At 38.7% G+C, this 15,524-nt stretch carries 7 protein-coding genes; 3 read left to right on the plus strand and 4 right to left on the minus strand.

Annotation, left to right across the window (positions count from 1 at the left end):
* Positions 1–70: 70 nt before the first annotated feature.
* From H7U19_RS11850 to H7U19_RS11865, 4 genes are read right to left on the minus strand one after another with little or no spacing between them, the layout of a single operon-like run.
* Complete coding sequence (locus tag H7U19_RS11850; RefSeq protein ID WP_186562660.1) at positions 71–535, minus strand: hypothetical protein; 465 nt, start codon at positions 533–535, stop codon at positions 71–73.
* A complete protein-coding gene (locus H7U19_RS11855; protein ID WP_186562662.1) occupies positions 528–3,650 on the minus strand; it encodes a non-ribosomal peptide synthetase in 3,123 nt (1,040 codons plus the stop codon). Before H7U19_RS11855 ends, H7U19_RS11850 begins: the two co-directional genes overlap by 8 nt.
* Positions 3,651–3,664: 14 nt before the next feature.
* Positions 3,665–3,907, minus strand: coding sequence for an acyl carrier protein (locus H7U19_RS11860; protein WP_186562663.1), 243 nt, complete (start codon positions 3,905–3,907; stop codon positions 3,665–3,667).
* Positions 3,904–5,466 carry an amino acid adenylation domain-containing protein gene (locus H7U19_RS11865; RefSeq protein ID WP_186562665.1) on the minus strand — a complete coding sequence of 521 codons (1,563 nt, stop codon included), beginning with the start codon at positions 5,464–5,466 and terminating at the stop codon, positions 3,904–3,906. The genes H7U19_RS11860 and H7U19_RS11865 overlap by 4 nt, the downstream gene beginning before the upstream one ends.
* A 390-nt stretch (positions 5,467–5,856) precedes the next feature.
* Between H7U19_RS11865 and H7U19_RS11870 the strand changes: the two genes are divergently transcribed.
* From H7U19_RS11870 to H7U19_RS11880, 3 genes are read left to right on the plus strand one after another with little or no spacing between them, the layout of a single operon-like run.
* The gene (locus H7U19_RS11870; protein WP_186562667.1) at positions 5,857–7,071 is read left to right on the plus strand and encodes a HupE/UreJ family protein; all 1,215 of its coding nucleotides are present in this window, start codon (positions 5,857–5,859) and stop codon (positions 7,069–7,071) included.
* A 49-nt stretch (positions 7,072–7,120) separates the two neighbouring features.
* On the plus strand, positions 7,121–14,125 hold the full coding sequence (locus H7U19_RS11875; protein WP_186562669.1) for a non-ribosomal peptide synthetase: 7,005 nt from the start codon (positions 7,121–7,123) through the stop codon (positions 14,123–14,125).
* Between the two features lie 38 nt (positions 14,126–14,163).
* The gene (locus H7U19_RS11880; RefSeq protein WP_186562671.1) at positions 14,164–15,516 is read left to right on the plus strand and encodes a nucleotide disphospho-sugar-binding domain-containing protein; all 1,353 of its coding nucleotides are present in this window, start codon (positions 14,164–14,166) and stop codon (positions 15,514–15,516) included.
* Positions 15,517–15,524 lie beyond the last annotated feature (8 nt).

Raw genomic sequence — 15,524 nt, forward strand, 5'->3', positions numbered from 1 at the left:
TAAAATTTTTTTTGAATTGATAGCATCGAGATTGTTGCGTAATTTTCATTTTTACACAACATTTTTCTTATCAAGTAAATTGAGGGGGTTGGAATTTTCCGTCTGGGTATCCATTTCGGATATGCTGAAGTTTGACAAAAAATTGATGCCTAATGTGTTGGGCCGAAAAAAATGATTGCCTTTTATACGTCAGATTTGTCCGTATATGCTTGTCTATTTTTTGGAATACTATTTTGGGCTCATCCTTATCGTTATCGGTATCAGAGGCTTTCAATATTTTTTGAATCGTTTCCAAAAAAGTATGCTGATGGGCTTCGTCATTCTTTAGTTTATGATTGGTGTGGCCCGCATGATTTGTGCGCTCAGCACTTGTATGCGACATAACATTTTCGGGCATTTCCAACTGATGCACTAAAATATGTAACACCTTGTTCACTTCACTATGAGACGGCCCAAACACATAGCACATGCTCATCGCAATGGCAACAATCTTTATGGCGAACGGCTTTAAGCCTTTTTGGGCGGTGCTATTCATTTAACAGTTCCATGATGGTTTTTTCTATATTTTGGGAATAGGCCTCAATGGTGGGGTAATTAAAAACGTCGGTAACTGGCACCTCCAATTCCAGCATGGCCTTTAGCCTAGAGGTGATGGAAATGGCATTGAGGGAATTGCCCCCAATTCTAAAGAAATTTTCGTTTACGCCGATGTTTTCAATTTCCAAAACTTCTTTCCAGACTCCATGTACCAATTCCTCAATTTCATTTTTAGGCAATGCTTTTTCTTGTCGCTTATCTTGTTTACGTAAATTTATCGTTGGCAGTTTTTTTCTGTCCACTTTTCCACTTGACAGAAACTCAAATTGATCCAAATGCATGTAAAATTGAGGAACCATGTAAAGGGGCAATCGCTGGCCAAGTGCTTCTGCTATTTTTGTATCCTCAAGAGTATCACCAAGGTAATAGGCCAGCAAGTTTTCATTTGCATCAACCATAACCACAGCTTGAGAAATGGCCTCTATCTTTTCCAGATTCTTTTCTATTTCCCCCAGCTCAATACGCAGGCCCCGCAATTTAATCTGGTTATCTATCCTGCCATGATATTCTATCACGCCATCCGGCCTATAGCGTGCCAAATCTCCTGTTTTATACATTTTTGCACGGGGGTCATCAGAAAAAACATCGTCGATAAACCTTTCTTCTGTAAGCTCTTTTCTATTCAAATAGCCTTTAGCTACTTGAATGCCAGCAATATGCAATTCTCCCATTGCGCCAATTGGCAAAGGGTTTAGGTTTTTATCTAAAATATGGAGTTGCGTATTGGAAACTGGAGTGCCTATAGGAATGCCCGCATGAAGCGTTTCCCGCTTGCAATGCCAATAGGAAACCTCAACCGAAGCCTCCGTTGGCCCGTAAAGGTTATATATTTCAACATTTAATTTTTCATACGTCCGTTCTACGACCGAAACCGACAGCGCTTCCCCGCTACAAAATACAGTTTTTAAGCTTGTACAATTTTCGGCACCTCCAGCTTGAACAAACACGTTTAACATGGAAGGCACAAAGTGAATGACCGAAATATTGTTTTGCCTTATGGTATTTTGAAGATGTTCAGGATTGGTGTGCCCATCAGGGATTTCAACCACTAACTTGGCTCCAGTTTGCAACGGCCAAAATAGCTCAGGCAAAGACACGTCAAAAGTAATTGGTGTTTTTTGAATCAAAGTATCGCTTTGATCAATAGACTGATAATCCTGCATCCAATTCAAGCGGTTACAGATACCCTTATGGTGGCACATGACGCCTTTGGGCTCACCTGTACTCCCGGAGGTATAAATAACGTAAGCCAAATCGTCTGGAAGACTGTCAACATCAACTGAAGATGTGCTTAGCGAAGATATTTCATCATTAATTTCTGCCACATCATAACCCTCAACATCATTTAAAACCGCACTATCTATATGGCCGTGGTTATAAAATAAAATTTTGGCCTTGGCATCTTTAAGAATGAATTTCAGTCGCTCTGAAGGTGTGGAAATATCAAGTGGCAAATACGCAGCACCAGCCTTTAAAATCCCGTAAATACATACCATCATTTCAATAGACCTCTCAAGGCTGATAGCGACAATATCACCTCTTTTGATGCCTTTTTGAATTAAAAATTGAGCTACTTGATTGGACTTTTCATCCAAGGATCTATAGGACAGGGTTTCCTTCTTAAAAACCAGTGCCACGTTATCTGGAGTTTTTTGAACTTGGTTTTTGAATTTTGAAAGTAACGTTTCTCCCTCAGGATAATCTACAGTTGTATTATTCCAAGATTTTATTTTTGAGATCTCTGTATCCGTGATCAAACTGACGGTATCGATGTTTTGACCAGAATCCTCAACAATGGCGTCCAACATTTTAAGAAAATGCTGAGGCACCAATTCCTGCCCATTACTATCAAACTGATTGGTATTCAAATCAAAATACAACTGCAATTGGTCTGTATTATCAAAATCATGAACGTGCAAACGCAAATGGTGTCTGGGATCATGATGTCCAGTGTGTACCCAATTGGTTTTTACCCCAGCGCCGTTAAAGCTTGGATTTTTATTATTGATATAATTGAAAAACACATTAAAACTGCGGCTTAAATCTGCTGTGGATACACTGCCTTGGGCATGTTTAATAAAGCTATTGCTTTCCAATTGTACCTTTTTAAACAGGGACATAAACGTTTCGTCCTCTTCTATTTCCACAAGCAAGGGGAAGGTTTCTATAAAAAGTCCGACGGTATTTTTCAGGACTTTGGTCCCTCTATTGTTAATGGGGGATCCTATGGTTAACCTGTTCTGCCCCGAAACACGGTAAACATAAGCGTAAAGTACCGTCAGGAAAATATTATACAATGTTAGATCCAACGTCCATCCTCTTATGCCTTTCTGGTTTGCCAAGGCATTGATTTTACGGGTACGGGCCTCACCGAGGCTGACAGAAACCCGTTTTGATGGCGTATCCAAATGGGAAGTTTTATAATAGTACAAAGACGGTGTTTCTGGGAAATCCTTTAATTTTTCAACCCAAAAACCAGCATATTTTTGGTGATGTTCTCCTGCCTTGCCTTCATTGCTATTGAGTACATATTCCTGAAAAGAGGGCATTGCTTCAGCATCTTTCAGTTCGTTTTGCAATGCTTTGGCGTAACACTCCGACATTTTAGTAAAAACGAGCGAAGTGCTCCATCCATCAGAAATTAAATGGTGCTGATTGAGGTACCAAATATAGCGGGCATCGGACATTTTAATGAGCACGGTATCGAAGGCACATTTCTCTAAATTGAACATTTTCACAGACCGTTCTTTTACCCATGTTTCATATGTTGCCTTAGGGTCTGTTTCTTTTGATAAATCCTTGAAATCCAGTTCATAATCTACCTCAGTTAAAAATTCCTGAACGGGCGCATCATCTTTATATTTGAATACAGACCGAAGCACATCACAAGTTTCCACCACTTTTTGAAAAGCCTCCTTAAAGTGGGGCAAAGAAATTTCATCTTGAATCTCATAGGTCATCACCATATTGTAAAGCGGTAGCCCGGGATTAAGTTCCTGGCCTATCCACAATAGCTTTTGGCTTGGCGTTAATGGTGAATAATTCCTATGCATTTAGTTTCAAATTTTTAAACTTTTTTGCTTGAAATAAAATTGCTGATATCTTCAACAGTCATAAAATTTTCGATTATCATTTCTTCCGGATCAACCTTAATTTCAAATGTTTCTTCTACATAGGCAATCAACCTTACCATGGCCATGGAATCTAAAATACCACTGCCCAGCAGGTCGTCAGTGGCATCCAATCCGTCTTCAATATATTCATTGGCAAGTTCCTTCTCTATATATTTTATGATCGTTTGTTCCATCATATATTGGCAATCATTTTTTCTATTTCTTTTCTATTTATCTTTCCCGAACTGGTTCTTGGAAAGGACTTCAATATCAACACCTCACCAGGAACGGCATAAACTGGCAGGTGTTTTTTACAGTGCGATTTCAGGTCTGCGCCTGTTACATTAAACCTTTCGTCCACCAAAACGGTGGCAACAAGCTCTTTTTCACCGCTGGCATCTATAAAAATAACAGCCACTTCAATAACGGCATCATGCCTTGCCAATGTGTTTTCTATTTCGTCAATCTCAATACGAAAGCCTCTAAATTTAATCTGTCTGTCCTTTCTTCCTAAAAACAGGATTTCGCCTTTCTCGTTCAGTTTTACCAAATCTCCAGTTCTGTAATATCTGTGCTCAAACCCGGGGGCAATTTCTTCTATATAAAATGAGGCCTCGGTAAGTGCTATATTGTTCCAATAGCCTTTCATTACTGTGGCCGACCTTATTACAAGAAGCCCCTCCTCTCCTTTGTCAACCTCGTTATCCACTTCATCTAAAATTTTATATTCCGTATTTTTCCAAGTGAAACCTATCGGAATTGGCTCATCACCTTCGGGAGGTTCGGACAAATTATAGTAGGTGCATTGGTTGGTTTCCGTAGGCCCGTAAATATTGCTAAACTGCGCCTGAGGCCAGTGTTGCATTAAAGTGCGAAGTTGTTTCGTTGCAAAAACCTCCCCAGCAAACAATACCCAGCGCAAACTTGAGAAATCCTTGTTTTGGATACCTCCTTTGTGCAACAATTCAATCAAAAGCAACGGCACGGAATACCAAATGGTCACTTTTTCCTTTACCGTCATATCTGCTAAACTCATTGGAAACTTTAAATGGGCATCGGAAATAATGACGGTTGTGGCTCCCCCCAATGGTGCGGCGCAGTATCCTAAAATGGACACATCAAAATGCAATGGCGCAGAGTTTGCTACAACATCATCCGATTTAAAATCGTATAAATCCACCACCAATTTTGAAAACGCCAGCCCGCTATCATGGGTATGCATAATACCTTTCGGTACACCGGTACTTCCTGAAGTATATAGAATATAGGCCAGATCCTCGGCTAAAATGTTGACTGGGACGCGTTTTTCCAAAGACTGCTTGAAAAGGGTTTCCCAACTTATGGCTTTTATTGCATCTATTTCAGATACGCCTATGATGGATTCCAAACCAATATCTGCCTCCAAAAGCTTTTTGATTTTCTTGGCCTGCTTTGGAGTGGTCACCAAATGTTTTATCCCACAGTCGTTTACCAAAAACTTTATGCGTTCGTTGGGTACAAATGGGTCAATTGGCACATAGGCCGCCCCAGATTTTAAAATACCGTAAATGGCGATTGAAGTTTCCAAACAGCGGTGCATAAAAATGCCAACGCGGTCGCCCTTCTTAATGCCTAGGTTTGCTAAATGTTGGGCAAGTTGGCTGGTTTTAATATCTAAATCCCTATAAGTTATGGATTCATTTAGATATCTAAACGCCACCTTTGAAGGGAATTCTTTTGCAGAATTCTCTACGATTTGGACCAAATTATAAATCAATTTCTCTTCTTTTATTAGGCCTTAAAACCTAATAGTTTAGCAATATTCTCAATGTCCATCAGGCCTTAAAGCTATAATTTCTTTTAGAAAAGATACACATTTCGTTTTATTTTGATTCAATTAACTTCAATAATTATTATTGAGCAAAAACAATCGTTGGGAAACTTTTTAAATCGATTAAGTTTGATTTTTTTAGCATTTACCCCTACAATACTTACAATTGCCCTCCAATTTCACACTTTAACGAATAAACTGAACATCATATATCAAATATTGATTGTTTTCATCTTTTTATTAATATTATTGAAAAAAAATCACTAAAACTGATTTCACCCTATTAATTTCTTTCCTGGGAATCAAAATAAAGGTGAAATCGACAAAAAGAAAAATATGAAAACCCTGCTAACCAAGACTCTTGTTGCCTTATTTTTACTATTATCCGCTACTGCTTTTGCGCATTTGCCTAATCAAAGTTACCTCTATTTAAGGATTTATGAAGATAAGGGTATTGAAGGCCGTTATGAAATAAATGTTAGGGAGCTAAACGATATTTTCAATTTAAACCTGCCCAAAAATGCAACGCCTGAGGACGTTGAGCCCTACGCCGCTCAAATTCAAGCGTACATTCTTCAAAATGCGGGGTTTAGTTCTGATTTTGGGAAGCATGATATCAATTTTACCGAAATAGGAGACATTTGGATCAGCACTGGTAATTTTATGCAATTTTATTTTAACCTCAGCAATATGAAGACCCTTCCGGAGGATTTGACTATCTACTATAATATTGCCTTTGAGGAGGACGATGAGCACAAAGGGTTTGTTGTAGTGGAATACAATTGGAAAGCGGGCGTGATAAACGAAGAAGCCAACATCGTTATGGATTTTGGTCCGGACGATACCGAAGGCGTGCTAGACTTGAGCGATTCGCACACCATGACAGGGTTTATTGCCATGATAAAACAAGGTATTTGGCACATTTGGATTGGCATTGACCACATCCTCTTTTTATTGGCGCTAATTTTACCCGCCGTAGTTCGGAGAAAAGACAACACAATTTTCGGGTGGGAACCCGTAATGACCTTTAAATCGGCATTTATTTACATCATAAAAGTAGTATCGTTTTTTACTATTGCCCATACTATCACGCTTACTTTGGCCTCGTTGCAATTGGTTAACCTGCCGTCCCGTTTGGTAGAATCAATTATTGCATTTTCCATTGCATTGGCCGCATACCATAATATCAAACCAATATTTAAGATGAAGGATTGGGTTATTGCCTTTATTTTTGGGCTGTTCCACGGGTTTGGGTTTGCAACGGTTTTAGGCGATTTAGGGTTATCCAATGAATTTTTAACGCTCTCGCTTTTAGGGTTTAATATTGGCGTTGAAATAGGACAGTTGATTATTATCGCCATTATTTTTCCCATATTGTATTTTATCAGAAAGCTTAAACTGTATCCAAAATTTATCTTTTATACCTCCATAATATTGATTGTGGTGTCATTGCTTTGGTGCTATGAACGCGTGTTTGACGACAATCTGATGTTTGACGATTACATAAGAATATACGGTTTTAAATTTGCGCAGTGGCTTGGTTTAAAATAATTACATAACTTAACGGAAAAATTTCTTTTAGAGAATTTCAAAAAAAGTTGTGAAAAAGGACATTAAACCCATGTCTTTACTGGAAAAATGGAAAAGTAAAGACAAAAAGCCGTCGGCTTCTAATACCATTGAAAAGGCGCCACCAGATGCCAAAATCCCACTCTCCTATGGGCAGAAAAGACTGTGGTTCCTACAGCAGATGTATCCCGAAAATGTGTTCTATAATCTATCGGAATACTTCACTTTTGAGGGGGATTTGAATGTAGATGCCCTAAAGCACAGTTTAAAAACTTTTTTTGAAAAGCACCAGGTTTTTAGGTCCTATTATGAGGTTGATGAGAATGGAAAACCCATACTTAAAATTGACGATGCCATCAATTTCAATATTCTTGAGGAAGATTTCAGCAGTCATCCCGAAACCGAAAAGGAATTAAAGGCTAAACAATTTATGGATAGGCAGGCGGACCATAGTTTCAGCCTGTCCGTCGCACCACTATTTAAGGCTTCATTATTTAAGTTTACTGAAACCAAACACATCCTTCTTTTAACCTTTCATCATATTATTTCGGATCAGTGGTCGATGAATATTTTAAGGGAAGAACTAGCGGAATACTACAACCACTTTATTAAAGGTGAAACGATACAAATTGAGGCCAATGCCATTGATTTTAGCGATTACGCCTTTTGGCAAAATAAACATCAAACCTTTGATAAACAGCTTTCATATTGGAGGAAGAAATTATCCGGCAACATTCGGGTTTTAGATTTACCTACTGATTTTAAACGCCCCGTAACGCCGTCATACCATGGCACCGAACTTACCCTGAATTTTGATGAAAATTTTTCAGGTCGAATTTTAGAATTGGCAAAAAATATGGGCACAACCCCCTTTGTACTTTTTTTATCGGCCTACTATCTCTTGTTGCATAATTTTTCGAAACAGGAAGACATTATAGTGGGCACCCCGGTGGCCAACAGAAACCAAAAGCAGTTGGAATCTATTTTTGGGCTGTTTATTGATACGATGGTTTTAAGAACTTCGATTAAAAAAGAGTTCACCGTTTCCCAATTTATTGAAGAAGTAAAAACTGTTTTTACGGAAGGGCTGGCCAACAAAGATGTACCTTTTGATATGCTGGTCAAGAAAATGCAGATAGAACGTTCCCTTTCTGTCAATCCGTTGTTTCAGACCATGTTTGTGTACATCCCAAAATCTGAATTGCCTTCCTTTGGAAACGAGGTAACCCTCACCGAAAATAAAGATTATATTGCCGAGGTTTCAAAATTTGACCTCACCCTTTTTATCCACGAGGACCATGGTAAAATAGTATCAACTTTTGAATACGCCACCGATCTTTTCGAAGCAAACACCATCCAGAGATTTCAAGATTATTTACAGCATACTCTACATTTTATTGTAGAAAATCCTAACGGGCACATTGAAGATATTCCAGGTTTGTCCGAAGCGGATGAAAAAGTTTTGCACTTAAATAACTCCCCCAAAGCACATCCTTTTGAAAGCTACAATGCCATCCATCATATTATTGAAGATATTGCTAAAAAGCACCCAAAAAATACAGCAGTTTCTTTTGAAAATCAATCTATTTCATACGATGAATTAAACCATAAATCTACAGTTCTTGCCACAGAACTCCTCAAAACAAACTCCAATGAAAATACCATTGTAGGGCTTTGTGTTGAACGCTCTTTGGACATGATTATCGGGATGCTTGCCATATTAAAAGCGGGACGTGCCTATCTGCCCATTGACCCCGATTATCCCTCCCAGCGTATCGCTTTCATATTAAAGGATTCAAAGGTGAAACAAGTTATTACGCAAACGCCTCTCCTAAAACTATTTGAACAATTTGAGGGTACATCCTTTTTAATTGACAAAATCAATCTTAACAAATCGGTTGAAACCGAAACGTTTCCTAAAGTGAATGGTGACGCCCTTGCTTATGTAATTTACACTTCCGGAAGTACTGGACAGCCCAAAGGGGTGCCCATTACCCATAAAAACATTATCAATTCCACTGGTGGCAGGCTAAATTTTTACGACCACCATCCTTCGGCATTTTTGTTGATGTCGTCCATTTCTTTTGACAGCTCCAAAGCAGGTATTTTTTGGACGCTCTGTACGGGAGGCCACTTGGTTCTTACAAAAAAACGCATGGAGCAGGACATTGAAAAAATTGCGGAAACTATTGAACGGCATAATGTTTCGTATACCTTGATGCTCCCCTCCTTGTACAATGTAATTTTGGAAAATGCGGATACATCAGAATTAAAATCCCTTAACTCAGTGGTTGTGGCGGGTGAGGCCTGTTCCATTTCGCTTTGCGAAAACCATTTTAAAACATTACCTGAGGCCAACCTGTATAACGAGTATGGCCCCACGGAAGCATCGGTTTGGTGCATTGCACACAAAATTACACCGGTGGATTTAATGAAGGAGCAAGTACCGATAGGTAAGCCAGTAGCAAATTCCCAAATACATATTTTGGACGGCGATCTTAAAAAAGTACCCTTTGGTGTTGCCGGCGAGATTTACATTGGAGGGCCTGGGCTTAGCCAAGGCTATATCAATCGAGTAGATTTAACAAACAAAGTTTTCATCCAAAATCCATTCATTCCAGAAGAAAAGCTTTATAAAACTGGAGATTTAGGGAAGTACCGAAATGACGGCACTATTGATTTTCTTGGTCGCGCCGACCAGCAAATCAAAATTAGAGGCTTTAGGGTTGAACTGGACGACATTGAAAACACCATCAACAACAGCGGTTTGGTAAAACAAGCTGTGGTTGTAGTAAAACAAGAAACTGGCAAGCCAAAACGGCTGGTGGCCTTTATCGTGCCGAAGTCAAGCTATGATGAAAATTTGTTAAAGCAGTATCTGAAAAATGCCTTACCGGATTATATGATTCCCCATAGTTTTGCCGAAATTGATCAAATTCCCCTGTTGCCCAACGGGAAAGTTGACAAAACAAAATTGGGTGCGTTAAACATCACCACTAGGGAAAATTCCGAAAACAATAACGAGGGACCCAAAAACGAGCTGGAGCGACAATTATTGGATATTTGGAAATCCATCCTTGGTATTGACAAGTTAGGTACAAAAGACAATTTTTTCGAAGTTGGCGGGGACTCGATTTTGAGCATTCAAATCATTGCCATGGCCCGTAAAATGGGGATTGCTATTGCCCCCAACCAATTATTTGAACATCAAACTATTTCTGAACTGGCCATGTTCGTATCGCGGGAAGATGACAAGAATCTCAACAAGGAAGATATGGTTATGGGAGACATCCCCCTTAGCCCAATTCAACATTGGTTTTTTGATAGCCACAAATTGGCCCCGGAGTATTGGAACCAAGGGTTTAAATTCCAGAGTTTACCGCAAAATGTAGGTGAGGAACGATTACAAGTAATAACCCAAAAGATTATCAAAACTCATGATGCCCTGCGCTTAAGTTTTTACCAAAAGCACGAACAATGGCAGGCTAAAGTTTTGGCTCCCGAAGCGGTGAAAGCTTTTGAAATAATTGATGTTTCAAGGCCTTCAAACGAAAATATTGATATCGAAATTGAAAAAGGCCTAAAACTAATTCAGGAAAATATCCAGCTTTCGGAAGGCGGGCTGTTTAAATGTATTTTCGTCAAGCACATCGAAAGTTCAAAAAACAGCATCATTCTGCTCGCCCATCATTTGGTCATTGATTTCGTGTCGTGGCAAATCATCATAAATGCGTATTCCGAAGCATTTGAAAATGACGATTTGAAATGGTTTGAAAACAAAACCGCTTCCATAAAGTCGTGGACAGATCATTTAAAGGAACAGGCTAATTCTGGTAGTTTTTTAAACGAATTACCGTATTGGAAAGCCCAAACCCAAACGTCAAATATATTCTCTAATTTATCGGAAAACAAACTACCAGTGCATCAAAAGGATGTTAGCAGTATCGACTTCAACATTGATAAAGGGCTAACACAAAACCTTATGGAACTGGCAAACAAAGCTTTTAATACAAAAACGGATGAGTTACTGCTGACGGCACTGGTTGATACTTTGGCACGTTACGGCAAAACCGACAGCCTCACCTTGGCATTGGAACGTCATGGGCGGGAAGCAACTGACGCCTCTATGGATTTATCAAATACTGTAGGTTGGTTTACATCGTTTTTCCCAAAGCGTTTAGATTTGGATTTGAATGGCGACATTGGTTCTAAAATTATGACAGTTAAGGAGCAGATGCGAAGTATTCCAAAAGGCGGAATGGGTTATGGCATTTTGAAGTTTTTGACCACCCATTTAAAATCATCCGACTATCCCGAGATTGTTTTCAATTTTTTGGGCAGACAGAATACTGGAGAAACCGACATAAAATTCATTTCAAAAAACACCATTCATCCGCTTAGCGAAAGATACTATGTTTTGGAAATCAATGCACTGGTTAAAGATGGGGTTTTAGAAATGGCATGGAATTATGCCGATCAAATCATTGAAAAAGAAACAATAACCAGTTTGATTGCTAATTTTGACCAAAACTTGAAGCTGATTATTGCCTATTGTTTGGATAGCAAAACCAGGTTTACACCATCAGACTTCCCGGAAATTGAAGCGACACAAGACGAACTGGACCATTTGTTCAATAGCGAAAACGCAAAGCTTCCTAACCAAAATATAAAAACAATATATCCTTTGAACGTTATGCAACAAGGCATACTGTTCCACACCTTAACCTCGGAATACGACCAAGGTTTCCTTAATGTACAATGTACGATTGACGGAAAACTAGATGCTGAAATTTTCAAAAAAGCTTGGGGGTTAACAGCAAATCGGCATTCCATTTTAAGATCCTCGGTACATTGGGACAATCTGAGAAACCCTCTGCTAATTGTTAATACGTCGACAAAAATCAAATTGGACTCTGTCGATTGGCTTAATATAGACGAAACTATACATAACGATAAACTCGCTGAACTCAAAAACGACAATAGAACTAAGGGCATAAATTTCAATGAACACCCATTATCCCAAGTACAACTGATTAAAACTAAAACCGATTCGCATATCCTTTTATGGTGTTGCCATCATTTACTATTAGATGGTTGGTCAACCAGCATCATTCTTAAGGACCTTTTCTCAATTTACGATTCAGTTCTAAGAAATACTCCGCCGGACCTCCCTGCAATTCCTGGTCATGCTTCTTACTTAAATTGGCAAAAACGCATCCCAATCGCAGATGCCAAGAAGTTTTGGAAGCGCACTTTTGAGGGATTCAATTCCCCTTTTCTGTTCAACCCGAACCAATACGGCATTCAAAATCTGCAAGAACAGAATCTTGCTTTGTCTAAAGAAGTCTCAAAAACTGCCCACGACTTAGCCAAATCTTATAAAATTACATTAAACACACTATTTCAGGGGATATGGTCGCTCATCATTTCTAAATTTTCTGGACAGAATGACATTACTTTTGGCAATACTGTTTCCGGACGTTCAGGAGATTTCCCAAATATAAATTTGATGGCCGGAATGTTTACCAATGTGTTACCATTTAGAATTGTTGTGCAGGATAAAAGCAAGATAAGACAATGGTTCCAAGCTCTACAAAAAAATCAACTTGAATCTAGAACGTTTGAACATTTTTCCCTGCCGGAAATTTCAGAATGGATCGAGACCGAACGTACCAATTTGTTTGACAGCCTCTTCCTTTTTGAGAATTATCCTTGGGAAGACCTCAACATTGGAAACCTTAGCATCCATAGTTCCCAGAGTGGAATTACCAGTACCTACCCTGTCACCTTGGCCATTACTACAGGGAAAAAAATCAGAGTTTATTTGATGACAACACCACAATTTGTTTCAGTAGATAACTGTGAATGGATGCTTCGTCAATTCCAAAAAATCATTTCCGTTTTAGGTGAAGACGATCCAATTGACTTGGGAAGTCTATTGAACAAAATAGAATCCGCACCAGATGAGAATGCAAGTGTTGTTTTGGAAACACCCCAAGAAACCCACTCTATTGTATCCCCCAAGAATAAAACTGAATTGGAACTGCTGAAGATATGGGAAGCTTTATTGTCCCAAGAAAATATTGGAACCGCGCATAACTTTTTCCAAATTGGAGGTACATCGCTGATGGCTATTAAAATGTTTACTTTAATTGAAAAACGATTAGGCTTGCGGATACCTCCAATAACCTTGTTAAAGCATCCCACAATTGCCTCCTTGAGTGATCATATATTAAGAAAGGATGAGAGTCAAGGGTGGAAATATGTAGTGCCCATAAAATCCGGAGGCGACAAATCCCCATTGTTTTGTATTCATGGTGGAGGTGGTTTTGTTTTTTTCTTCAACCCCATTGCTCATGGCCTTGAAAAAGACCGGCCAGTCTATGCTATTCAACCCTCAGGCTCAAATAGCAATACAAATTTGCACCAAAGCATCGAAGAAATGGCACGGGATTATGCCAAGGAAATAAAAGACATTCAACCAAAAGGACCTTACCACTTATTAGTATATTGTTTTAGTCCAGCAGTAGGTATTGAAATCGCCCGAGAGTTTGAGCAGTCCGGCGATACGGTTCATCTAATAGTGATAGACAGTATAATCAAACAAGAAGATTTTACGGACCCAACACGGATAAAAATGCGTGTTTCCGGATTTTTGAATCGTTTGGCCAGCAATCCGTTAAATGCACTTAAATTGATGATTTCAAATAATTACGAGCGCTTTTTGGAATCTTCCGTAATTAAACTGTTTGGTTCTCAAACCAAAAAGGATTTAGAAAAGATAAAGCAGAATTTAATCCGTATTTACAAACAGTATAGTTGGGGCAGCCCTCATACGGGAAAAACCACGCTTATCCTTACCGAAAAACCAGACAAGAATTTGAATCCCACTTATATCAAAGCCTGGAAAAGCATCACCACTAATGAAGTTGACGTTCTTTATACAGATGGTCAGCACCATCAATTGTTTGAAGCCCCTTATGCAGGTAAATTAGCGACGCAAATTGAAAAGGCCATTAATGATTATAGCACGTAAGAGCGCTTTAAAAAGGTTAAAAATTCAACAACCAAAGTATGGCCCACATTGCACTTATAATAACAGGTTTAACAGGAAGACTGTATTCAAGCTTTGAAATGGCCACGCGGTTAGAAAAAGAGGGACACAAAATTACATACCTGTGTCCCATGGATGTTAAGGAAAAGGTAAAAAGTATTGGTTTTGATTATGTTCAACTCCCTGAAATCAACTATAATTTTGAGGCTAAAAATCAAAAGAACGAACCCCAAACAAACTGGACGAAACGTTTAAAAAATCATTTAAAACATTACTCCAGCCATTACACCAAAGGCAAGGAAATTCTTGGATTAGACGTTTATAATAGTATCCTTAATAATCTAAACCCAAACCACATTATTATAGATGCAGAATTGCATGATATCATTTTTGCCTCTTTGAATTTGGACACTAAAATTACGTTGTTCACGGCTTGGTTCAACAATGAAATGAGAGCAGATTTGAAGCTCCCCCCAATCCGAACCAGTACTATCCCAGGAAAAGGGATCAAAGGTAGTTGGCTCGGCATCTTATTATCTTGGACTTTTGTAAAATTAAAAGTTAGAGCAAGGATTATTGTAAACAAATTAAAGTTTAGAGACTACAGGCGATGGACGCTTAAAACCTACGCCTTGAAACAAGGAATGCCTCCTGAAAATATCATTTTAAGCAACTTGCCAGATCTTTTCGCCTATACCAATATCCCAACCATTTCCATGTCTGTTGCCGAAATGGATTTCCCTCACGACCCACCAAATCATTTCAAATATATTGGCCCGATGGTTTATGAGCAAAGGGAATTGAAGTTTGATAAGAATGTGGCAAAAATGATTGAAAGCGTTGTCAAAATAAAATCAGAATCGGAAAAAAAATTGATTTACTTTTCAGCGAGTAGCTTTATTAATCCAGAAATGGACTATATCAACAGAGTTATTAAAGCCGTTAACAACAGAAGAGATTGGTTAATGATAGTGAGCCTGGGAGGAAAATTGAATCCCAGTGAATTTGCATCCGTGGCTACTGAAAACGTATATATTCTCAGCTGGGCACCTCAACTGCAAGTTTTAAATCAAGCCGATTGTTGCATAACCCATTGTGGCGCAAATAGTTTGAATGAGTGCATTTATTTTGGAGTACCAATGTTGGCCTACTCAGGGAAATACTTTGAACAAAGCGGTAATGCGGCAAGAATTCATTTTCATAAGTTGGGTATTATGGGCGATAAGGATAAGGATAGCCCAAAAATAATTGAAAAGAACTTGGAAAGGGTTTTGGACGATCCTACTTTTAAAAATAATGCCACTCACTATAAGAAAATTTGCAAAGACTACAAAGAAAGAAGATTGTCTACCATTCTTAAAATAGAAGTTTAATTTTATAA

Origin of the sequence: Hyunsoonleella aquatilis (assembly GCF_014270105.1) — a bacterium.
In the GTDB taxonomy this organism is placed as follows: domain Bacteria; phylum Bacteroidota; class Bacteroidia; order Flavobacteriales; family Flavobacteriaceae; genus Jejuia; species Jejuia aquatilis.

Excerpts from the sequence above, each read along its gene's own strand:
- H7U19_RS11850 (WP_186562660.1), bottom strand. The coding sequence starts at position 535 with ATGAATAGCACCGCCCAAAAAGGCTTAAAGCCGTTCGCCATAAAGATT.
- H7U19_RS11855 (WP_186562662.1), bottom strand. The coding sequence starts at position 3,650 with ATGCATAGGAATTATTCACCATTAACGCCAAGCCAAAAGCTATTGTGG.
- H7U19_RS11860 (WP_186562663.1), bottom strand. The coding sequence starts at position 3,907 with ATGATGGAACAAACGATCATAAAATATATAGAGAAGGAACTTGCCAAT.
- H7U19_RS11870 (WP_186562667.1), top strand. The coding sequence starts at position 5,857 with ATGAAAACCCTGCTAACCAAGACTCTTGTTGCCTTATTTTTACTATTA.
- H7U19_RS11880 (WP_186562671.1), top strand. The coding sequence starts at position 14,164 with ATGGCCCACATTGCACTTATAATAACAGGTTTAACAGGAAGACTGTAT.